23 protein-coding genes are annotated in these 22,839 nt (G+C 35.5%); 8 read left to right on the top strand and 15 right to left on the bottom strand.

Annotated elements, in window-relative coordinates; translation table 11 throughout:
- Positions 1 to 73 precede the first annotated feature (73 nt).
- From EPA86_RS12455 to EPA86_RS12480, 6 genes are all read right to left on the bottom strand, one after another.
- On the bottom strand, positions 74 to 814 hold the full coding sequence (locus tag EPA86_RS12455) for a substrate-binding periplasmic protein (RefSeq protein WP_140604070.1): 741 nt from the start codon (positions 812 to 814) through the stop codon (positions 74 to 76).
- Between the two features lie 213 nt (positions 815 to 1,027).
- A complete protein-coding gene (locus EPA86_RS12460; protein ID WP_140604072.1) occupies positions 1,028 to 2,242 on the bottom strand; it encodes an ABC transporter permease in 1,215 nt (404 codons plus the stop codon).
- A gap of 16 nt (positions 2,243 to 2,258) precedes the next feature.
- A complete protein-coding gene (locus tag EPA86_RS12465) occupies positions 2,259 to 3,569 on the bottom strand; it encodes an ABC transporter permease (protein ID WP_140604074.1) in 1,311 nt (436 codons plus the stop codon).
- A 23-nt stretch (positions 3,570 to 3,592) separates the two neighbouring features.
- Positions 3,593 to 4,285: an ABC transporter ATP-binding protein gene (locus tag EPA86_RS12470; protein ID WP_140604076.1), complete on the bottom strand. Its 693-nt coding sequence runs from the start codon at positions 4,283 to 4,285 to the stop codon at positions 3,593 to 3,595.
- A gap of 75 nt (positions 4,286 to 4,360) precedes the next feature.
- Positions 4,361 to 5,638 (bottom strand): efflux RND transporter periplasmic adaptor subunit, encoded by a 1,278-nt coding sequence (locus EPA86_RS12475; protein ID WP_140604078.1) that lies wholly within the window; start codon positions 5,636 to 5,638, stop codon positions 4,361 to 4,363.
- Positions 5,639 to 5,920: 282 nt separating this feature from the next.
- The gene (locus tag EPA86_RS12480; RefSeq protein ID WP_140604080.1) at positions 5,921 to 6,586 is read right to left on the bottom strand and encodes a PEP-CTERM sorting domain-containing protein; all 666 of its coding nucleotides are present in this window, start codon (positions 6,584 to 6,586) and stop codon (positions 5,921 to 5,923) included.
- Positions 6,587 to 7,076: 490 nt separating this feature from the next.
- Between EPA86_RS12480 and EPA86_RS12485 the strand changes: the two genes are divergently transcribed.
- The gene (locus tag EPA86_RS12485; protein WP_140604082.1) at positions 7,077 to 7,262 is read left to right on the top strand and encodes a hypothetical protein; all 186 of its coding nucleotides are present in this window, start codon (positions 7,077 to 7,079) and stop codon (positions 7,260 to 7,262) included.
- A gap of 35 nt (positions 7,263 to 7,297) precedes the next feature.
- On the opposite strand, the gene EPA86_RS12490 is transcribed toward EPA86_RS12485, so the two are convergent.
- The 3 genes from EPA86_RS12490 to EPA86_RS12500 all read right to left on the bottom strand — a co-directional run bounded on the left by EPA86_RS12490 (position 7,298) and on the right by EPA86_RS12500 (position 8,885).
- Entirely contained in the window at positions 7,298 to 7,642 is a 345-nt protein-coding gene (locus tag EPA86_RS12490; RefSeq protein WP_140604084.1) for a hypothetical protein, read from the bottom strand.
- Positions 7,643 to 7,692: 50 nt separating this feature from the next.
- Positions 7,693 to 8,124, bottom strand: coding sequence for a DUF6641 family protein (locus EPA86_RS12495; protein ID WP_140604086.1), 432 nt, complete (start codon positions 8,122 to 8,124; stop codon positions 7,693 to 7,695).
- Between the two features lie 113 nt (positions 8,125 to 8,237).
- Positions 8,238 to 8,885 (bottom strand): response regulator transcription factor, encoded by a 648-nt coding sequence (locus tag EPA86_RS12500; RefSeq protein ID WP_140604088.1) that lies wholly within the window; start codon positions 8,883 to 8,885, stop codon positions 8,238 to 8,240.
- Positions 8,886 to 8,971: 86 nt separating this feature from the next.
- On the opposite strand from EPA86_RS12500, the gene EPA86_RS12505 reads away from it, so the two are divergent.
- From EPA86_RS12505 to EPA86_RS12515, 3 genes are all read left to right on the top strand, one after another.
- The gene (locus EPA86_RS12505; protein WP_140604090.1) at positions 8,972 to 10,576 is read left to right on the top strand and encodes an MASE1 domain-containing protein; all 1,605 of its coding nucleotides are present in this window, start codon (positions 8,972 to 8,974) and stop codon (positions 10,574 to 10,576) included.
- A 109-nt stretch (positions 10,577 to 10,685) separates the two neighbouring features.
- The gene (locus EPA86_RS12510; RefSeq protein WP_140604092.1) at positions 10,686 to 10,979 is read left to right on the top strand and encodes a hypothetical protein; all 294 of its coding nucleotides are present in this window, start codon (positions 10,686 to 10,688) and stop codon (positions 10,977 to 10,979) included.
- Between the two features lie 168 nt (positions 10,980 to 11,147).
- On the top strand, positions 11,148 to 12,968 hold the full coding sequence (locus tag EPA86_RS12515) for an FG-GAP repeat domain-containing protein (RefSeq protein WP_170309651.1): 1,821 nt from the start codon (positions 11,148 to 11,150) through the stop codon (positions 12,966 to 12,968).
- 70 nt (positions 12,969 to 13,038) lie between these two features.
- On the opposite strand, the gene EPA86_RS18525 is transcribed toward EPA86_RS12515, so the two are convergent.
- Positions 13,039 to 13,338, bottom strand: coding sequence for a DUF6626 family protein (locus EPA86_RS18525; RefSeq protein ID WP_425462573.1), 300 nt, complete (start codon positions 13,336 to 13,338; stop codon positions 13,039 to 13,041).
- Between the two features lie 225 nt (positions 13,339 to 13,563).
- Here EPA86_RS18525 and EPA86_RS12520 point away from each other — a divergent pair, with 225 nt between their 5' ends.
- The 4 genes from EPA86_RS12520 (at position 13,564) to EPA86_RS12535 (ending at position 16,855) form a co-directional block, all read left to right on the top strand.
- On the top strand, positions 13,564 to 14,037 hold the full coding sequence (locus EPA86_RS12520) for a hypothetical protein (protein WP_140604096.1): 474 nt from the start codon (positions 13,564 to 13,566) through the stop codon (positions 14,035 to 14,037).
- 373 nt (positions 14,038 to 14,410) lie between these two features.
- Complete coding sequence (locus EPA86_RS12525; RefSeq protein ID WP_140604098.1) at positions 14,411 to 15,079, top strand: hypothetical protein; 669 nt, start codon at positions 14,411 to 14,413, stop codon at positions 15,077 to 15,079.
- A 248-nt stretch (positions 15,080 to 15,327) separates the two neighbouring features.
- Positions 15,328 to 16,125, top strand: coding sequence for a hypothetical protein (locus EPA86_RS12530; RefSeq protein WP_140604100.1), 798 nt, complete (start codon positions 15,328 to 15,330; stop codon positions 16,123 to 16,125).
- Between the two features lie 94 nt (positions 16,126 to 16,219).
- The gene (locus EPA86_RS12535; protein ID WP_140604102.1) at positions 16,220 to 16,855 is read left to right on the top strand and encodes an AAA family ATPase; all 636 of its coding nucleotides are present in this window, start codon (positions 16,220 to 16,222) and stop codon (positions 16,853 to 16,855) included.
- A 20-nt stretch (positions 16,856 to 16,875) separates the two neighbouring features.
- Here EPA86_RS12535 and EPA86_RS12540 read toward each other — a convergent pair whose 3' ends face one another.
- The 5 genes from EPA86_RS12540 to EPA86_RS12560 form a co-directional block, all read right to left on the bottom strand.
- Positions 16,876 to 17,448: a tyrosine-type recombinase/integrase gene (locus tag EPA86_RS12540; protein WP_140604104.1), complete on the bottom strand. Its 573-nt coding sequence runs from the start codon at positions 17,446 to 17,448 to the stop codon at positions 16,876 to 16,878.
- Positions 17,449 to 17,855: 407 nt separating this feature from the next.
- Entirely contained in the window at positions 17,856 to 18,119 is a 264-nt protein-coding gene (locus EPA86_RS12545) for a hypothetical protein (RefSeq protein WP_140604106.1), read from the bottom strand.
- A gap of 109 nt (positions 18,120 to 18,228) precedes the next feature.
- Positions 18,229 to 19,284: a hypothetical protein gene (locus EPA86_RS12550; protein ID WP_140604108.1), complete on the bottom strand. Its 1,056-nt coding sequence runs from the start codon at positions 19,282 to 19,284 to the stop codon at positions 18,229 to 18,231.
- Between the two features lie 84 nt (positions 19,285 to 19,368).
- The gene (locus EPA86_RS12555) at positions 19,369 to 20,016 is read right to left on the bottom strand and encodes a peptidase M15 (protein ID WP_140604110.1); all 648 of its coding nucleotides are present in this window, start codon (positions 20,014 to 20,016) and stop codon (positions 19,369 to 19,371) included.
- Between the two features lie 156 nt (positions 20,017 to 20,172).
- On the bottom strand, positions 20,173 to 22,434 hold the full coding sequence (locus EPA86_RS12560) for a recombinase family protein (protein ID WP_140604112.1): 2,262 nt from the start codon (positions 22,432 to 22,434) through the stop codon (positions 20,173 to 20,175).
- Positions 22,435 to 22,839 lie beyond the last annotated feature (405 nt).

Consider the following 22,839-nt stretch of genomic DNA (forward strand, 5'->3'; position numbering starts at 1 on the left):
GGCTTTGTAATAACTGTATTCAAATAGATAATAAGCTATAACTATGATTGTATAGCTTGGAAGTAATAATATTCTAAAATTTCCATTTATTGATTAACTTACTCAACTCTCCTGAGGACTTTAATGTAGAAAATGCTTCTTGGTATTGTTTTATTAAAGCAGGATCACTATTTTTATTAATGGCGATACTTAATGGGGTATTTAACTGCTGAACTTCGGTAATTTTTTCAAATTTATTGCAATCTATAGCAAAACGTAAACAGGTTTCTTTTATGGTTTGCTCATTTTCAATAAAATAGTCAATTCTGTTAAGTAACACCATCTGCATGCGTTGATTAGGGTACACGACAGGGTATAAATCAATGTTAGGTAATTGGGAGACATAGGCATATTCATTGGAGCCTCGGTAGGTCGCAAAAGATGTATGTTTAAAATTATTCGATAAGGCCAATTGATGGGTGTTACGCTCTTTTAATCCCCAAATAAAGTACCTTTCTACTAAAATGTCACCAATCCAATGAAATAAAGGCTCTCGTTTAATGGTTCTAGAAATCGAGTATATAAAGACATTCTTTTTTGTTAAAGCATTATCATAAGCTCTTGCCCAAGGCATGATATGAACTCTTGGTGTGTCTTTTGTTCTATTGAAAAGGGCTAATATAATTTCAGTAGGAAGGCTTTCAGGTAGGGCGTCTGATTGTCTAAGTTTACAAGGTTGGTTGCACTCTGTTACAACCGTAAGTTCTCGCGCATTGAGCGAATTAATACTTAGTAAAAGTATACAAATAGATAAAAAATAAGAACGTGCAATCATTAAATACAACTATGCTCAATACAGCTAGAACCATCATAAAACAATCGTTGCAATATATTCAAGGAAAGTTACTTAATGAAAATGCACTGATGAATAAAGTGTTATCGCAATGACGAAATATCAATAAAGGCTATCGAGCGAAATAATGTTGTTTTAGTAACATAAAAAGGCGAGCACTTGTTTTGTGCTCGCTTTAGTTTGTTCATATTAAAATTAAACTGTTCTTGTTGCTGTGGCCGGAGGGATTAAAGCTGCTTTTTTGGCAGGGTATAATACAGCGAGTTGCCCAACAATAAATAACGCGACAGCACCAAAGGCAATTAATTCAAAACCTATAGGAGTTAAATTAAAGGTTTTAACTAGCCACATGTTTAATGCAATTGCCCCAGCAATACCAATAATTACGCCTACACAAGATATTAAAAAGTTTTCAACAAGAAAGTAGCGCATTACTTGCCATTTTGTGGCGCCAATTGCTCTGCGAGTACCTATTTGTTTTGTACGTCTATTTATACTGAATATTGCTAAACCCACAATACCAAACCCCGTAATGAGTGTTAGGGTAATAACTACTGTTGTTAGTATTTTGTTGGTAGCATTATGTCGTCTATAGCTTCTTTTTCGTGTTTCTTCTAAGGTAGTTACTCGGCGAATAATCCTTTCTTTATTACTCTCAGCTAAGGTTTTTTCGATAATAGGCATTAACTCATCTCTTCGGCCACTCTCTGTTCTAATAAAGTAATAGCTACTTTGAGTCTCCATTTGAAAAGGCACTAACATACTGCGTTCAACGCCTCCCCAGCCATTCCATGGGGCTTGCAATGTTTTGATAATGCCAATGACTTGCATTGGTTGATTTTGCGAAATGTAAATTGTTTTACCTAGGGCCGTCTCCCAGTTATCAGGGTAGAGCTGCTCAGCAAAAGCCTTAGTGATTATAGTTTTACTTGGCCAAGTCGATTGTCCATCTACACGCCATTCAATATCCTCAGCAGAAAAATTTGTACCTGCAAGAAGCTCAACACCTAAGGTATTGATAGCGTGATCATCCACCATGTAAACTGCGCTGCCAATGGTATCTTTATCATCACCGGGTTCATGTTGTAATGACATAGACCAGCCCCCACCACTAAGTGGAATAGCATTGATTTGAAGAGCATCAATAACGCCTGGAGTTTTACGTATGGAATTTAAGTCCGTTTGCATTTCTGCTTGCAAATTATAATCTTTTCCGAAAACAGTATTGGTTAAATAAAAGGTGTTTGCTTCATCTAAACCACTTTCTCGTTGCATTTGACTTTGTCTGTCTTGGATCATAAATATGGCGTTAACCATAATGGTCATTGTTAACGCTATTTGTAATGCGATTAACAATGCGCCTATTTTATTTCGCAAGAGTGCGCGTACAATAAGGCCTATTTCTATCATGATAATATCCTCGCCTTTATTGGCTTTTTAGCTGATGAGATGGTTGAACTTTGCAAGCTCGCCATGTAGGGTAAATTCCTGCAATAATGGTTGCAAAGAATGATATTGCTATGGCTAAGGCCATCATATTTAAATCAAGAGTGGCTAAGTTTTGCATATAATCGCCATATAAGGTTTCAATACCTATTAGTCCCCAAAAGGCGAAAAATAACCCTAACAAACCACCAGCAAAGCCAATGCATCCTGCCTCGATAATATATTGAAAAAATAGCGTTGATTTACTTGCTCCTAACGCTTGTCTTAAGCCTATTTCAGGTGCTTTGCCTAAGAATTTTGCCAGTAATAATCCTACGGTATTTAATAAGCAAACAATGAGAAACATGAAAGACATTGTCATCATTATGCGAGCGTCATCAGCAACGACCTCTTGAACTTCTAACCATTGCGTTACTGTTGATAACCTATTGTCCATCGGGCGTAAAAATCGTCCGTATTGCTTTTGTTCTTCAACATAAGCATTAAGAAAATTAAGGTAATCATCTTTATCTTGTTCTGTTTTTAACTCGACCCAAAACTGTGTCCAGATACACTCAGAAGCTAAGAAGGCCTCGAAGCCGTCACCGGTAGGTTTCCAGCAATTTGTGTTACCGGACATTCTCATTTTTTCTTCAGCGATAAGATTAAACGGAACAAAAATATCTTCGGTTTCGTTAAAAGCGCCGGTTGATATGTCGTAAAAACGAGGTTTAGGTTGCCAATGGTCAATGACGCCAACCACTTGAAAAACGTTGCCATCGATTCGAATTGACTCTCCGACTGAATTTTTACCGCCGAATATTTTTTCATTGGTTTCTTTATTAAGAACCACAACTAACTCTTTATTGTCATCAGCTTGATTCGACCAAGCATTACCGTAGATAAAAGGCACATCGAACATAGCAAAAAAATCAGCAGAGTTAGCTCGAGCATTGACTATCATAGGTAATATTTCTGGATCATTTGGCTCTATTACAGCATACGCTTGTGCTTGAACATTTTGTCGAAATGCTTTTTTAGCCTTCATCAAATTTGTAGAGTCAGTGTAGGTTAGTTGATCTGGCGGGTTTTGCCCTTCATCAAAAGGATCATTTACATCCCAACTATCAAGTTGCACGTAATATAATTGCTCACTTTTATGAGGAATAGGGTTGGCAGACATTAAGTAATTAACGGTCACCGTTGTCATAGTTGCGCCAATACCTAGGCCAATAGCGAGAATCATTAATAAGCTCAGCCCCCAGTGTTTGAGGATGCTGATTCGAGCAAGTCGTAAATAGTAATTAAACATGGTACTTCCTTAGTGTGTGAGAGTTAGGCTGAAGCTTTTTCAGCAACAACATCTAATTCGCTTACTCGGCCATCCCTAACTTGAATGGTTCTAATCGCACGCATGGCTAGTTCTAGATCGTGCGTAACCATAATGATGGTTGTACCTTGTTGATTAATTTCTTCTAGTAAAGTCATCACACCTTGTGCCATTTGCGAGTCAAGGTTTCCGGTTGGTTCATCAGCTAATAAAAACCTAGGCTCGGTTGCTAACGCTCTTGCAATGGCGACACGTTGTTGTTGTCCACCAGATAACTGACTTGGAAGGTGCTTCATACGAGAAGCTAAACCTACTCTCTCTAAGTTTTCTTCAATTCTGCGACGCCTTTCTTTAGCATCAAAGCCACGATACCTTAATGGTACATCAACATTGTCAAATAAATTCAAATCAGGAATAAGATTAAAGCCTTGAAAAACAAAGCCTATCTTTTCATTTCTCATACGTGAGCGCCCATTATCATTGAGTTGCCCAACGTCTTTACCATCAAGGGTAAACTCACCGTTTGTGTAGGTTTCAAGTAATCCGGCAATATTTAAAAAGGTGGTTTTACCAGAACCAGAAGGTCCTGTGACACTAACAAAATCACCTTCGTTTACGGTTAAGTTAAAATTGTTTAAAGCATGTGTTTGTATATTTCCTGTTTGAAAGGTTTTATTAATATTCTTCATAACTAGCATAATGATGTGTCCTTGTTCGTTTATATTCTTATAAGAAGTAGTTAGGCACTTTTATCGAAACGTGCCTAGTTTGCGTTAGTTGTTTAGTAAAACTTGCTCGGCAGCATTGAACATATCAGTGCCAGAAATAATGATACGTTGTCCTTCTGTTAAGCCGTTAAGTACTTCAACATGGCTTAAACTTCTTGCGCCAAGAGAAATTGGCGTTTTAGTCGCAAGGCCGTCATTAATTAAATAAGCGAATCTACCACCGCTACTTTCCATGAATTGGCCACGTTGAATTTGTAATACGTCACTCTTATATTCCAAAATAATTTGGGTATTGAGTCGTTGATTTTGGCGGAGTTGTTGAGGGGTTTCTTTTGAAAAGCGTACTCGTCCTGTAACCTGATTATTCAGTATTTCGGGGGAAATTGTTACAAGACGAGCACTAAACTGCTTTTGTTCAAATTGCACGTTAACGTCCATGCCGATTACCAGATCATCGGCATAGCTTTCAGGGATATCTATCTCAACTTCTAAATTGGATAAATCAACAACGGTTAAAATTGCTTGGTTTTTACTTAAGAATGTTTTGTTGTCTGTATTTAAATTACCAACAATGCCACTGACAGGTGAACGAATTGTTAAACCTTCTACTTGACGTTCAAGCTCACTTACTAAAAGTGCTTGACGTTTAATATCTAGTTGCAGTGATTTACCATCAAAATCTAAGCTTTCAATGTTCAGCGCAGCATCTTGTTCCGCATGTCGGTGTTGTAACTGAGCATTCTTTAATTCATCTTGCGCTTTTTCAAAATCAATTTGATTAATGGCATTTTTCTCGTACCCTAAATCTGCTCGGCGTTTTTCACGCTTAGCAGAAACTAGACGAACATTGGCTAAATCAACAGATTTTTGATCGATTAAATGCTGTTTTTTTGCTTGTATTTTTTGACGTTCATAACTAGATTTTAAGCTATCTAAAATAGCTTGCTGCTGAAATAGTCGACTCGTTAACTCTGGACTCTCTAAAGTTGCTATCGCTTGGTTTTCTTTTACTTGATGCCCCGCTTCTATCAGTAAGGTAATGGTGCCATCTGCTGGGCTATATACCGTAGGACTGACAGCAGCGACAACTCGACCCAGTACTGAAATATCACGAGTAAAGTCTCCACGGGTCACTATAGCTGTTCTAACTCTTTCTGCAGAAATTGAGTGACTTGCTTGGCTCCATTTACTGGCAGCAGGTGCTATTTGCCAAATAATAGTTGCTATAACAACTATCGTGATAGCTATTGAGGTAATTGTTTTAGTTTTGTTTTTAGGTTGCGCGATCACTATATCTTGATCACTAGTATCTTTTATTTTCATTTTATTCCCCCGAATGTTTTTGTATAAGTCGAAAGAGAATGCGAAAAAGTTTAAATTAATTTTGAAATAATCTTTAAGGAGAGATTTTAAAATGGTTTTAATGAGACTTTTTTAAAGATTAATGTTTAGTGGGGTATTAAGACAAAAGACAAGATGTACATTTGATATGCGCACTCGTAATGTGTTGCTTTAAAACATATTTTTTAGGAGAGCTGGTGTGAAGCTGTTAATAAAAAAGCACCAACAAGTGGTGCTTTTGTTAAGTAAAACGTTGATTAAATTTTATTTCTTAATTTTGCGAGATGTTAACCCCAAAATACCTAAAGCGAAAATAGCAAGGGTAGAGGGCTCTGGCACTTGTGTTAAAGCTACATTATCTAAACCTAAACTGGCTGGTCCAGTAAAATTCTCAGGGATAAATGCATTAAAACTAATTGAAATATTTGCTAAATCCATGGCTGCAAAAACAGAATGGTCAAAAGAAACTACCTCGCTAAACCATGAAGGGTCGTTTATAGACTTTATTGACTTGCTGAATAACGTTTCAACTAATGAACCATCAGTGATAATTACAGAAAATGTACGTTCAATAGGCCAAGTCCAACCATTATCACCAGTAACTGCGTAGTCAAAAGCTAATGAATAAGAGTTTAAAGCACCAAGGTCGACCATTTGACTTAGTGCAAAGGTTTGAGGTCCATTACCATCAAAACTATTATACGCTTCATAGCCCGCACTAGGGTCTGCCAAAAGGTTCCAACAAATACCGTCATCGTTAAGGGCAACTGTCCAGTCAGTATCGCAACCTGAATTGCCATTTGAAGAAACATTCCAATTTGATAGATCTCCTGTTTCGAAATCACCATTTTCAATCAGGTTTGCATTAACATAACAACTAGTGGATAAAGCTAAACTAACACAAGCCGCTTTTAATATTTTTATATTCATGGCATACCCTATAAATTATTGATTTAAACATGACTTTATATTGATAGGTGATAAAGCAAGAAAGCAAGTAATGCGCCAGAATGAAATTGTTTTTATTTTCAGTTGGTTATGGTCGTGCTAAAGAAGTTGTAATTTTATACTGTAAAGAAAATGGACACCGTATAGTATTTGAGATCTACCATTTATTGGTTAAGGATAAGGAGTTTCAATAACTTTATTGGTAGCAAACAGTAATTCTAGCAGATATATAATCTGCTCATTAGTGAGTCTATAGTTTTGACTGAAGTGTTGTTGCTATTCTCATTTGGTTCTTAGTTTATTTAGTACTAAATTCTATAGTTACCACTCATTCAAACATTCCTGTATAATCCCGCGCATTAAACAACTGCCTAACGCCCTGAATTTGCTAAGGCAGTACAACACCACTTATGACGCTACTCTTTATCAGATTTAGCATTAGTTAAATAATATAGAGTAAGTTGAGAGCCTTATGACCGTAGAACAATTCGACCCGAATGCTCCTAAAAAAAGCAGTAACTCAAATGAGAGCCAAACAACCACGTTAGACATTCCATCTAAAATGATTGAAGAGCAACATAACGAAGTTGTTAGCTCTAATACAGAATCAGAACGCGCTGCAAAGGTGGGCTTCGTGAGTCTTGGGTGCCTAAAGTAGTGTAAGCGTTGCTTTGTAGCGCCATGTGTTTCTTCTTACTTCTCAGTTAAATACTCAACCAAGCCTTGTCGTAACTCCTTATCTAACAAGCCACTTGCAACACGACAATCAACAGGTATATCTATATTAAGTATTTGCCGTATAGCAAAAATAAACGATAAATTTAAGCAAACCTTTTCACCTATAGCTAAACAGCTACCGTCTAAGTCTTTGTGTAGCTCATATTTCCAAGCCTTGTATTTAAGCAGTGACTTAAAAATAATAAGCATTTTATATTTGAGGTTGTTTATTTGTGCGGACGGTAATAACTGGTGGGCAATAAGCTTATAGTCCATTGCTATAAGCTGTTTATCGGTTAAGTGATTAAAATTTAATGTCATCAATACAGTGAATTCTAGCTATAAACGAATAGTTCACTGAGATTTTACCATTACTTTTTACCTACTGCCTTAATTGCCATAAGCTTAGAGTCAAACTCACCAGCCTTTACTGCTTCGATTACAACGTCATAGACACCGGTTAAAGCTGTCGAATCCTTTACCGCTATCGCATACAAGCCTTTTGCGAGTTCAAGCGATTTTGAGCCGTATTTGATAGGGGTAAAGTATTGCTCGTCAATTTTGTAAAACCATGGCTTGATTTGTTTAGGTACACGAACCTTATTTTTTATACCTGTTTCTTGGTCGATAACATACTTATATTTGAAAGCTTTAAACTCTTCGTTTTCAACAAGACAGCGAGCCATTTCTCGCTGTACTTCTAGTCGAGCTATAAGTTTGTTTTGTCGCTGTATAAGTGGGTCAGTAGGATGCTTAGGTGGTGCTTCGGTAATATTGAGTTTACTTAAAAGAGATTTAGTCATAATTGACTCCTTTGGTTAACAATGAAGTAAAGTTTATTGTTGTATTAACCAAAGGACGACCGAATTATGCAGAGGTGTTTACAGTGCTAAAAAATGTACGTTTTTCGTGGTTTTTAGCTACTAATTAGTTTATCTGGGCATATACTGTTACTTTTTAGAGCAATCTTTAATAACTCGAACGATTCTTGAACTTCTAACTTTGCCAAAATATTAGCCTTATGGGCATGTACTGTTTTGGGCATAATGTTGAGGTTTGATGATATGGCCTTTATTGAATAGCCTGTTGCCAATAAACAAAATATATCATGCTCTCGGCTGGTTAATTGCTTAACTTTTGACTGCTCTAATTTGTTATTATCAAAGCGAATGTTTTTAATAATATCAGCACCTAAGAAACTGTTGCCATTAACGACATTATCAATTGCTTCAAATAGCTCTTCTGAGGCGTTATTTTTAGAAATATAAGCATTGGCTCCAGCGTCTATAGCATCAGTAACATAGGGATCACTATCATACATGCTAACAATGATTATTTTAGCTTTAGGCATGTTTGATTTAATGACTGGAATTAAATGTAGGCCGTTTTTGTCAGGTAAGGAAAGGTCAAGAATGACTATATCAAGTTGCGCTTTGTCTATTGAGCAAATAGCTTCATTAAAACTACTCGCTTCTAATACAACTTTATAACCTTGTTCTAGCTCTAGTAGACGCTTAAACCCCTCTCGTACTATTGAGTGATCGTCAATCAGTGCAATATCCATATTTACTAACCTAGTTAAGAGTTTGATTGTTAAATCATATTTAACAATTATATACTGGCTGTAACAATAACGTTGAAGCCATTAAAATGCAAAGCTTAAGCACAAAGTACATTACTAATTTTTCATTAATTTCGATCGCTTATGGCATGCTCTGGTACTTTACTTGGTTTTTACCCGTTAACTTTGCTGTCGTTAATAATTCTGCTAGCTGGTTCTTACCTGCTGGTTTTCGTTTTGCTGCTTTTTTAATGCTTCCAAGAAGGTATTGGCTTGCAATTATACTAGGTGAGTGGACAGCAATTAAGTTGCTAAATGATCTTAAAGATCCAATGACACTTTTTGCTGAATTTGTTTCTATAGCACCGCCTGCGTTGATCTACCTAACTGCGGCACATATACACCTAAAGCTGTATGGCAAAGCTGCATTTAATAATGTTAAGCAAACAATTTCTTTATTATTCTTCGGCTTTAGTGCCGCTATATTAACGGCTACTGTGTTAGTTACTAGCATGATTTATCATGGGAAATATGCATCATCGGGTACTGAAATGCTTATTAGTGAAATGCATTTAGCTAATATATTTGCATTTGCTTTAGGTGATATTGTAGGAATGCTGTTAATTGTCCCTAGTATTATTCTTATCTCAGACTTAATTAAGAAAAGAACAACGATTGATATTTGTATTAATTTTAAAATGCTAATACAGTTTTTTTCTATAGCAATGATAGGTATTTTATTACTGTCGAATTTACATCAAATTCCTTTGTATTACATTCAAATGATTGTAGTAATGCTAGTGATCACCTGTTCCTATAAATATGGCTGGCAAGGAGCAGTAGTTAGCGTATTTACAATGTGTATTGTTATTGTTCTAGCTGCATTATTAGCTGACACACAAAGTTCTATGATCGAAAACCAAGTTTACTTAATAACTATTGCTGTTATTGCGTTAATACTCGGAACATCAATATCTCAACAAAACCAATTAACTCATCAACTACTGGAACAGAATTTAACCTTAGAAACGTTGAATATTGGCTTGAACGAAGAAGTAAAAAAGAACCAACAATTGGCCGCAAAAGTCATTAGCATTCAAGAGTCTGAAAGAAAGAAAATATCTACAGAGTTACATGATGATATCGGGCAAAACATTACAGCAATTAATACCGAGGTTAAAATAATAGAGCGTTTATCAACAAACCAAATGGTTGAAGCTTCAATTAGTAATATTAAGCAGTTAACAAGCACTATTTACTCAACAGCACATCATTTAATGAGCATGCTACGCCCACGTGTCATTGATGAGTTAGGGCTTGAAAAAGCACTGGATAGCAGCCAATTTCATCAACTGCTCAACAAAGCTGGTATTAACTATCATGTAGATATTCATGGTGAATTTGAGAGCCTTGATGATGTAGTGAAAATTGCAATTTATCGTATTGCACAAGAGTCAGCCACTAATGCAATAAAGCATTCGCAAGCTGGAAATTTTTATTTAGATTTATCGCTAGAGAATCAATTACTAACTTTAAGAATAAAAGATGATGGTATTGGCTTTGATACGACTGACAAAGATAAATTAAAAGGGCGTTTTGGCTTACTGGGTATAGAAGAGCGTGTGTTATCTTTACAAGGCCAGTTTGAGCTAAACAGCAGTGATATAGGCTCTGAAATTATAGTAAAAATTTAACCTTACCAGTGTTAGTTGCATAGTAAATAGTGCCTTCGAGAACTAGGAATCTCCTGTTATATCCTCGTAGTATATCCATAGTTTTAATGGATAACTTAAAGGGATAAACATGCCGTTATTAATAACAATTATTTTATTTTTGTTTATACATGCGTTTAACTTATTAACAATTGCAGGGGTATGTGTTGGCTTTATTATTAGTGGAGCATTTGTTTACTTTACTGGCGGCTGGTTTGTAAAGTGCTTAACAGTTGCCCTATGCTCGCTTTTTTATATAAGCAACAATTACAGTTGGGAAGCAATGGCAATACCTATGGCACTCAGTACACTTTTAATAATAGTTAAACGCTATTATTTAGCATTAGGTTTCGGGCTGTTAGCTGGTTATATAGGTAGTAGATAATAACCATTATTAAGAGCGATGCGGACTATTTTTTCAAACTAAGAATATTTCCTAGACGAACTAGGAAATTCCCACCTTATTCTCGTAGCATGTTACATATAAAATATAGATTAAGCTCGTTAGAACACTGTTTTATATATCATTTAATATGCTTTATAGGGAATGAAAATGCGTAGATTAATTTTGTTAATGGCTTTACCTTTCATGTTAACTGCTTGTGGTGGGGGAGGTTCAAGTGATAATACAGAACCCGTTAAAGAGGTTCCTAAACCATCCATTACAGTTTTAGAAAATCAAAATGTTAATGAAAACAGCACTAGCACTATTTCATTTACTATTGCTAACTATGCTGGTGAAATGGCCGTTGAGCAAATATCTGGGCTGTCAATTAGCAGCCAAGTGACTACAAGTAATATTGAAATTACTACACCAGAAATATCAAAAGACGAAGTGTCTGTAATTCGTTTGAAGCTTGTTGATTCGAATTACAGCTCAATATATAAAGATATCACTATTAATATCACTAACGATATTAGCAAGTTATATGCTTATGACTTCAATCAATATCTAATTGCAGATAATACAGTCACTGAAAATGATACATACAAAATTGAATACTTTGGTATGTATAGTGAGAAGACCTCAGAGCCCTATACAGAAGCAGTTTGCTACCCTGATCCAAATGTGTGTAATGACGAAGATAATATATTTGCATATGAAATAAATAACTATGGTTATGGGGATTTCAATAATGACGGGTTGATGGATGTCGTTATTACTAAAGGATATTCACCTCATACTATTGCAAGGGACTGGGAATATACCACGCCGTCCGTACCACTTTTCTTTTTGCAAACTCAAGATGGTACATTGGAACTGAATAATTCGATTGTAGAAAACTACGATAGTTTAAGGCAATGTTGGTCGTATCGTGTTGCAATTGCTGATTTCAATGGTGATGGAAGAGACGACTTTGTCGCATCATCTTTTTGTCAATCATATGAGGGGTTTAATGGTAACCCTGATTTTAAGCTCCCAGATGATGAGAAAGAAAAGCCATTATTGTTACTTTCTAATGATGAAGGTAAGTTAGTAGAAAGTAAGGATAATATAAATATTGATATGAGTACTTACTGGGGAGCTCATGAAATATCTGTTGGTGATGTTAATAATGATGGGGTTGATGATATTTATACAGGTGGGCATGTACTTATAAACGACGGGCAAGGCTTTTTTACAGATCAAACAAATTCTTTTGTTGATGAAATTACTGGAGCTGGCGGTTCAGCAATTGGTGATATTAATGGCGATGGTAAAAGTGATTTAATAAAGGATCATGTAGCCTATATTTCTAATGCTAATAACGATAGCTTTAAAAAAGTTAATTTACCCGCAGGTTTTTGGGGGGCTAATAATACGCGGAGTAACTATTCTAAAGTAGCAAATATACTTCCTGATGTACCCGGTAATGAAATTATCTTAGCTGAAACAAGAACAAACCCATATTACGATGGGCGTTACATACAATTGTATAGTTACCAAAATGATTCTTTTGTTTCTTATAGCAATGTTTTAATAGGGAACGAAAGTAGAGTAGGTACGGGTTTTGAAGATAATATTTATAAAAGTGGTGAAGGAACCTTTACTTTATTTGATACCAATTCTGACGGATTACTTGATCTTGTTGATATTACTGCTGGAGCATTAAATACAAGTAATGGCAGCTTTGACGGAGTTGATGTTTTCAAAAATAAAGGGGACGGAACTTTCGAGTTGCAAAGTAATGACGCTATTACTTATATCGCACCAGACGATATTGTCGGTTTTGAAGATAATGATAATGTTAGAGCTTGGGGGGTACCTGCAGCTATACCTATGCAGTTACAAAAAGATAAGCCAGTGAGTTGGCTGACCTTTGTTGAACCTTATCCTGAACAATGGCCAATTCAAGAAAGAAACTATGTCTACTACACAATTAAGGCTAAATAGCTTCATAATTACTTAACTCAAAAGGGCGCATACGCGCCCTTGAACTTTTCAGCTATACAGTTAATAAAATCTAACTTTTTACTCTACTCTTACATAAATAGTTAATTTTTGAACGAACTAACTCTACTAGGCATTGCAATTTATTTCGCCTATTCAATACCTCGAAACTATCAACGTCATTTAACACACTAACTAACAGTATAAGTACATATTCTAGAGTCGACAGTACATTGATACTAGGTTGTGCCTTTTGTGCAAGTATTACGCTGTAATAGCTCCTGTGCATCCCTAAAAATTGTTCACTAAATTGATACCCTGATTTGCACATGTTTAAACCTTTTAACTGTGCATATATTTCTTGCAATTCCATTGCTGCTCCTTTTTGCAAAGGGTTATTAAACCCGTTTTAACTATTTATCAATAAATCGCTAATAACTTAATTAAAAAATCAATTTATTCAACGAGTTTAACCTATCGAAAAAGCTCACTTCCCAAGAGCAATATTCATAATAAAAACTGATGCTTCTTCGTGTTTTTACTAATTTATTAGCGCCAAAAGATAAATAAAAGCATGTGTTAATTTATAAGGATATTTATGAAAATAAAAAACAAGAATCAGCAAGCTATTGTTGAATGGGTTAATAATAGCAAGACAAAATTTAATTATGCAGCAACACTTACTTTTCCTAATGATACTTCGTCACAAGAGCAAGCTAAAAAGATATGTAATCAATTCTGTAACTTTTATAACTCTGAACTTGGTTATAAAAACTATAAACGCAAAGTAATACATGACAAGACGAAAGCAGCCGCAATATATGCAAGCTTAGAAGGTGATGGGCAAGTGCAGGATTATCATTATCATCTTGCACTTTATAAGCCTGAAAACATACCTGATTGGAAATTTGAATTATTGGTAAAAGACTGCTGGAAACGAGCAACATTTTCAGGGTTTTGCAAAACAGACGTCAAGCCTATGACTAGCATTGGTTGGACGACCTACATAACAAAACAAGTCAGCTCTACAAACACAGATTCTTTGGACGAAATAAACACAAACATACACTAAAAGCTTATGGGGTAGCAGCGAGTAGATAGTAGCTCTGTCGTTGCCATAAGTTTAAACAGGCTCACTACAGTGGGCTTGTTTTGAGAGTGTGTCAGTTATATCACTTATTTAATTATTTTTCCTTTCTGTTCAATTAACTTAAAAACAAAGACACAATAGATAGATGCGAAGTTTACGTAGCAAGTCTATCTTGCAGTGATTCTCGACTGGCTTCGCTAGACGAGCTAGTAATAATTCAATAACAAATCTTTAATCGCACATTTTAAAAGTCGTGTAACACGACTTTATATTTAAATCGACAAATCAAAAATTAATAATAGGGAATAATTATGTTATTACTACCTAATCTTGTCACAACACAAAACAAAAAATAATGCTTGAGCAACAACAGTATCGATTAACAGCTCTCTGGTTTGAATTTTTTAAATTAAATGAAACTTATAAAAAATACTGCGATGCAAAACAACAAAATGACCAAAAGACAATAGAAAATATCAATGATATGTATCCCCATTTGAGTGGGCTGTATCATCATTGGGGAAACATACATCACGAATTTAATGATTTCGCTGTTTGGCAAAGACATCACATGCATTTAGTTGTTGCAGGCTCTGTTGACCAGTACAACGACGTCAAAGAAATCCCGCGTACTAAAAGCCGATATTATCTAAGTATACCTCTAGCGCTTGATGAAAAAACAGCTTTAAATCAGGCGAAAGAGCTAATTGAGAGTGTCTATCGGCAAAAGAAAAACATCAAAGTCAAATATCCACTGCGAATAAAACAATCAACTTTAGAAGCAGTAGAAAAGCAAATAGAAAAGTTGTATGGCTGTTTAGTTACTGCTTTGGAAGAAAATAAACAATCAAATAATCTAAGTATTATTAATGAATTAGGAACTGACGGCTATAAGAAATGGCCTACTGATGCAAACTCCGCTAAAAGCTTTCCAAATGAAACTAGAGAGATCAGAAATTTTAAAACGTGGTCAAAATCCATTATCGAAAATACCTTGCACGGTAAATTCCCTGTCTACTCATAATTCCTTTATTACACAGTAAATATTAGTTCACACCTCATTGTATTTGGTTCTTAAGCTCATAATAGTAAAAGAGTTTAATAGTGATTTTCTAAAGGAGGGGAGTTTTTATTAACTTCCCCCTCACGACGGAATATTAAAAATCATTCATAGTTGCGTACACCTCGATGCAGTTGCGGCTGTGTGTCGAGGGCTGCGTAAATATGATTGTATTTTTTGCAGTTAATTAAAAAGCCGTTGAGAACTTAATAATGTCTAATAAAGGCTTGATTTGTACTATTGAATCCTTAATCCAAACCCGTAATGACTGGGAGGTGAATGAATACAAGAGCAGTAACCTAAAGCTTTACAGGCTGTTAGATGACTGTTACCAATTAGCTACTGAATTTAAAAAAAGCAGTAGTGCAAAAAATGACATAGAAGCGATGTTAAAAGCAAGAAAAATGCAAGTTCGTGCAGATGACAGCATTCTTCGTAAATTGTTAAAGCTTGTCTTTGCAAGTGATAAGCGACGAGTTTCTGCCTATGCAAAAGTTGTTGAAGTAGCTATTTCTGAGAAAATATCACCAAAAGAGTTGCCGCGATGGATTGATGAAAAAGGTGGTATAGAAGAAATCAGAACAGCCAACACTAAAAGTGGAAATGCTGAAGAAAAAATTAACCATGGCAAGGTTATAGCTCAAAAGCTAGCGCCGATTTCTACAATCCCTCAACATGAAGCAATTACTGAGCAGGCTGGGCTTGTTGTATTAATTGCAAATGTTAAAGATGACTTTTCAACAGAAGTGCTTTACAGCGTTAACCATCAAACAGTTCTTAATTCAGCTTTAAAGGAACTAAGCCGAAAAGAAAAAACTGATAACGCTAGCTTTGAGAGGCTTTATAAATCAGTTGCGACAACGCAACCCGGAAAATCTGCATCAGTAAAAATAGCTAACCTCGTAAAGAAGTCGACGAAATCGAAGAAGGCTAAAAGGTGGAAAGCGTTAAATATTACTCCTACAGCCAGACCATTAGATAAAAATTCTAAGCGTGCCGAAAATCAATAGTTCGGTCTTGAACTGAGTTTACTTAAGCCTTCATTAAACAATATAACTTGATGCATTGTAGCGCTAGCCGCTGCAATGTGTATAAGGAACCACCATGAAAAATTTTACTGAAAAATATAAACCAAAGAATTTATCTGAGATTAATTTTCCTGATAGTGAAAGTGAAGAAATAGTTAATCACTGGATTAGCTCCAAATCGTCAGATCCTCTTTTATTATTAGGACCACCAGCAACAGGTAAAACAAGTATTGCAGATATTGCTGGTGCAGCAATGTACGCAGATTTTTATGAAACAGATCAGTTAAATCTCTGTGGTACAGATACAATAAACAGCATCGTCAGCCAAATAGATAAGCATTTAACAACAATGAGTTTAAATTTTGGGGTTAAAAAGTTAGTTGTTATTAATGAGTTTTACGAATTAAAAGATAAACAATCTAAATTCAGAACAATCATTGAAAAAGAGCTTTATAAAAAAAATTGTCATTTTATATTCACCGCTAATGCAGTTGAAAAGGATATAGATTCCGCTGTAGTTTCAAGATGTATTGTCGTAAAAATGAGTCGACCAAGTCCGTGTGTTATCGCTACACAGTTGCATGAAATTGCTTGCGAAAATGAGGCTGACTATATTTCAAAACAAGATTTAGAAAATCTAGCATCAGAAAACCATTGCGACTATCGTAAAACTTTACAGGCACTAGAACGGTCATTACATAATTACAGTTAAACGTCGTGTAACACGACTTTTTAAATCAACTCAACAGCCGCTTTAAGCATGGCATCATTAACGTCAATATAGCGTTGTGTCGTGCTTAAATGCTGGTGTCCTGCCAACGTCATTAATACCTTCGCTGATACGCCTTTATGCGCTAAGTTTGTAATAAAAGTTCTGCGCCCACTATGGCTGCTTGCACCATCAATACCTGCTTGTTCATATAACTTTAAAAATACCTGACATAGTGAATTGCCTGAAAAGCCTTTACCTTTTTGCGAACGAATGAGCGGTAAAGTAATATTTGATTCAGATAGGTTATTTTCTAGATAGAAAAGCTCAAGCAGTGTTACTAGTTTTTTATTAAACACAACAGTTCGACTGTTACTACCCTTTGTTTGATTAGCAGAAAGTGTCACAAAATTATTTACTTTGCCACTGTCATTAAATAGATCACTAATATAAAGTGCTGCAATCTCTTTAACACGCAGACCTGCGTAATATGACAAACTCAAGGCCAATACATTTCTGCTGGCGTGACGGCTTGCACTTACAACAGCAATAACGCGCTTGAACTCTCTTTCACTTAATGTCTTTGCTTGCTTCATAACACCACCTTAAAAATATAATCTTTTGCTGTGTTAAGTATATTTTCTTATGTTATGAATGGGCGACCGAAAAAATGGATTGTTTTCTACACTGTAAATCAATAGGTTAGCGCATAATATAATCTTTCATACATTTGATTATATTTTTAACGATAGAGCGCTTTGTGGTGTGAAGGTGATATGTTGATACTTGAAGCAGAGAAGGAAAAGTCTAAATCCTTAATCTTTCCACTACTCTGGATGCTGTACATGAAAAGGTGCTAGACATTAAATCAGCTGATAACTGCGCAGCAAGATTTTTTATGCTGTGCAGTATAGGCGGTTTATAGTTAACTTCATAAGGGCAGTTTGAAAGCCTTAGCTGCCTTTCCAATTATTTAATATTAGTCTGTAAGGTTTAAGTTTAACTACTCATTTTCTTTATTAAGTTTAGCCCTATATTTGCCCATTTCACTCTCTGGGTAGATATCAGCATACCAAGCCAAACAAGTTTCATCTTTCACTTGTGCTCGAACAATCGATTCCCCCCATTTCTTTCCTTTCCAATGCAGGCACACATCCACTCTCAAGCGTTCGATGTTAGGATCTTCTTTTAAACTCATACATTTCGGAAGAGAGCCAACCAGTCCTATAAGAAGAAACAAACTTAAAATACCTTTTACTGTTTCCATAACTGTCCTTTAAGTCGTTGATAACCATATTACAAATATTCAATAAGAAGTTAAACATACAAAAAATTAAGTATTCATAAAATATTTTCATAATTATTTTAGATAGTAACTATGGAAACACTTCAATTCTTTCATTACCAATATAAACAATAGAAACGTTACTAGATTTATTCACCATTTCTTCAATAGCAGAGTTATGCAATGATTTTTTTCGGCCATCAAGGCATATAAAGTAAGCTTTTAAGTCCTTAGAGCCATTTTTACTTGCCATATTTTGCCAGTTTTGTAACTTGGTAATATCATCAAGGTAAATTTTTAAACGTGCAGAATCGCCTTTTTTATTCATTAAAGCACTTCCTTTTACTTCAAATATTGTATTTATATGAGCCATCTTATGAGCATCATTCGAGCAGTTTTTATTCCCGCCTTTATACAAGTTGAATTTACCGTCAAAATGTTGATTGAATATGACCATGTCGGGTCTGTCGTGCATTCTTGAACCATTGGTTTTAGCGAAAGAAAAGTATGTTTCAAGCGATAGTTGTTGGACACCAAAATTAGCGTCTCTAAATAATTGATAAAGGGCGGCAACAGTATTAGCCTCATGACCATTAATCTTTAGTAACTCGTTGCACATAGTAATAAAAGCAGGATTATCGATATTTAATATTGACTGTACAGGTGTATCGCTCCCGTAAGAATTACTAAGGTTGACCTTTTCATAAGATTCTTTGGTATCAGTAGGAGCGTTAAAAAAAGAATCTTCACCCTGACAGTAATAAGCAAATGATATATGTCTACTTTTACATTGAGCATATATATCAGCAATTCTATTCAGATTGATAGAGCGACCAAGCTCGGGCATATCAATGCAGATAAACCAAGACTCGACCCCTTTTAGAGCCTCTTTTTCTAGTTTGTCCATATCTGCACAGTAACCATTAGAAGATATCTCATCATGCAAGGCATTTCTGTTACCGTATGCCCCTCCCTTAACCTCGATAGCAGCCTTAGGTAAAAGATTTGATTGATAGAATTGCCCGTTTATTTGCTTATCAAATACAACAAGATCAAGTCTGCTTGAAGATATCGGTTGTTCTCTTGCTATTTGGATTGGAAGAATGCCAGAGCCTATTAAGCTACCATAAGTGATTGCGTGTATCACATCCTCCTTCCCACAAAATAGGTTCGTATTACTGAAAATAGATGCCAGAATAGTTCTAGATATCAACATTGTGGTTTCCTTACCTTATTTGATTAAGTGGATGATTTTTTCAAACCTCTTGGATGGGATTATATTCACATATTTTTGATGTATTTTTCCTTTTTTAACTATAGCTTCTTTACTACCAGTATCAGGATTAATTAAAAAGGACTTAATGTTTTGTTTTGCACTAATATTTTGTGACCAGCGTATGTTAAAAGCGGCGTTATTGTTGAAAAAACATATGTCAGTATAATTTGGTATATTTTCATGCAACCACCAAGCTAGAGATGGCCAGTCACCAGCTTTCTGAAAATATGGTAAAAATTTCGGGATAACAACACAAGCACTAGCCCCAATAAAACCTTCATTATCAGCAATATCCCAAATGTGAGCACCAAAATTACTAGCATTTGAGGCGCAATTCATATTGTTTTTATTACCAAATTCATTCACTTTACTAGACCTATAGCCTGAACGAATATATAGCCGCCCCCAGGCTTTTTGAATCGGTTCTAGTACCTGCTCACATAACTGAGTTCCAGCCTCTACAGCTATCGCTAAGTTATCAGGTAAATTGCTAATGTTATTAGCAATGGAAATTTCTGAATATAAAAATTCACGCATGAAAAAGTGTTCAGAAAGCTGAATACGTCCAATTTTTTCTAACTCATTAAATAGAGCCTTGTTCATCATTAACTCCTTTTAAATTGAAGAAATAAGCTTAATATAGCTAGCTTTAGGGGAATAACGGGTTAACTTTATTAACTCACTATACATTAAATGAAAACAATATTTGAATCTAACATAAGCTCATTACATGCCAACTCTAATTTTTTCACGGCTAGTTTATTTATTAGGTTCTTTAATAGGCGCGCGATGCGTAATTATGCCACTCGAACCAACATTAACTTCATCAATATAGTGAATAGCTGACTTTGCTTTATGACCAATATGAGATTTGTATTTGTGCTTAAAAGTTCTAAATTGTGATTCAATTACTTTAGGCACATCTTTACTAAACCCATTTGCCCAATTAGTTAAATGCTCAACACGGGTTAGGTCGTGCAATAACTCTTTAGGTTTGTCGCCTGATTCAAGTAAATCCATCATTTCAGATGAAACATCATCTAGGCCTTGATATTGGTAGCTGTCATTCTCGCCAATATTACTAGCAGGAGCACTAAACATTTCTTTATGAATAGCTTCTAACTGTTCATCACTAGGAGTAAGTATTTTAGTGTTTTTAATATCCAGCTTCTGATCAAAATTAAGCTCTGTCACACCAAGCTCTTTTTGCTTGGCTTCAGTTAACTTTTTACGCTCATAATCATAATAGTTCGATATAAGTACAGAACGTATAACAGGGTCGTCAGCTGGAGGTGCAATATCAACATTTTGTTTATTTGGTGGTTCTTTAATATGACCTTTAAATTGTTCAGCTTTAGTTAAAGATACAGGGTGCTTGTAAAAGTCGCCTAACGCGTTCCATGCGCCACCGTCAAAGGCTAAAGTCATAGGACTTCGATAGGCAACAATAGTGATGTTGTTGATAAAAGTAATAGTGAATTTAACAAGCTTCGCTTTTACCTGTTGGCAAATAACTTGTTTAACAGATAAGCGAACTTTTTCTTTAAGTTGCTGGCGTATCTCATGTTGATGATAATCAAGTACACGCTCGTCAACTTCCCCCCACTCAACTGTTTGAGTTAGTTCAGTAGCTCTATGATTTTTAGATGACTCAATAGATCTAGTTAGTTGCTGAACTTGATCTTCAAGTTCAGCAATTTGTTTTGGAATAGCGGCAGTCGTGACACCTGACATGATAACTTTTACTAAGTTATCTATCTGGACTTGCTTATCTGCGAGGTTTTCTTCAAGTCCTTTAATAGCTAGGTCAATGTCTTTTGATTTATGCAATGGTCTAAATATATGATTAGCCGCAAGTCTAACGACAACATCATCAAGCCATATTGCATTAAAACTCCAAGCGCGGCATTTACCTGTAGCATTTTGACCTGATGCGCACTTATAGCGGAACTTGTCGTATTTACCTTTTTCTTTATTTTCGTTAGTTGTGTGGCTTGTCATTTTAGCGCCACAGTGTCCGCATCTAATAATGTCTCGACCTAAAAACAAATAGACTTTATCTGTATGCTCAGGTTTTATATTACGATTTTGCCTAGCAGCTCTTAATTTATAAAAAGTATCTTCGTCACAGAGTGGAGGGTAATAATCAGTTAGTACATGCTCAACATCGTCAATGTTTACAACCTTCTCACCTAACAAAACACGCTTTTTAAGCATTTGAGAAATACGATTGAGTGTCCAAGTACCATCTTGTTTTTTTGAGCTAGTTAGTACGTCAGGGTATTTGTTGTTGAGAAACTTAACAATGCTATGAGTACCCATGCCTTCGTTAATAGCTAAGTTTATTATTTCTTTGGCTATAGGGAATAGAACAGGGTGGGGCTTAACACTGCCGTCTGAGCAATCAGACCACCACATGTTCGTGCCAACTGACTTAATTGCTATGGCATAACCATCAGCATTGCGTTCACCGTTATTATGTTTTTCAATAATACCTAAAGCATTGCCATAAGTTCGTTTAGATTTTGTTTTTGACTCTTCGTGAGCGCGAGCAAAAAGCATGATTGAATACATTAAATCCATTGGGTTTTCTGTAACAGATTTGCCGCTATAAATCTTTTTATCCATACCTGTAACAACAGTAATACCAAGCTCTAGGAGCTTCATAAACAGTCGCTGCGCGCTTAAAATAGCTTCACGCGATAGACGGTCTAAATTCTCAACAACTAACCAGCTATTATCAGGAATTAGTTTATTTTCTACGGCATCAATAAAACGACCAAGTTCACCGTCTTTGGCATTCTTACCTTTAAATGCACTAATGCCACTGTCTATCATTTCAACAAGCTCTAAATCTTGCTCGAAAGCAATCTCTTGTGCTGTTTTTAACTGGCGTGCAAGTGTGCTTCCGCTTGATTGTTTGTCACTCGACCAACGTATGTAGGAGTAGCATTTTTTCTTATCTGAGGGCATAAACCAGTGGGCATTATTAAAGTTTTTGTATTGCTTTAATGCTCTCATACTTGGCTTAGTTGAACAACGAACTGTTTAAACTTTTATAACGTACAGCAAATAAGTGCCTACCAAAAGAGGATGCACTAATTTTTAACTTTTCACATAACAAATAAAACTCAATAAGGTCGCAACACAGTAGCTTAGCAACAGCATGTGGTTCATCCTGTTCTAATAGTTTAATAGTTATTTGTGGTAACGGTCTAGTTGAGCGAATAGTGTTAATGGTTTGAGTTGATAGTATTAAAGGCATAACTTGGCTTATAGTTGTTAGTGATAAGCATAAGTTACAGTCGAGTTGGTGGTATGAGCAATCTAAATACTATTTTTTACCAAAAAAGTGGTTAGATAATTGCTTTAAAACAAAATGATAATATTTTGACATTAATTATAATAAACTCAGCCGTAATTTTT

The organism is Litorilituus lipolyticus (genome assembly GCF_006439335.1).
In the GTDB taxonomy this organism is placed as follows: Bacteria; Pseudomonadota; Gammaproteobacteria; order Enterobacterales; family Alteromonadaceae; genus Colwellia; species Colwellia lipolytica.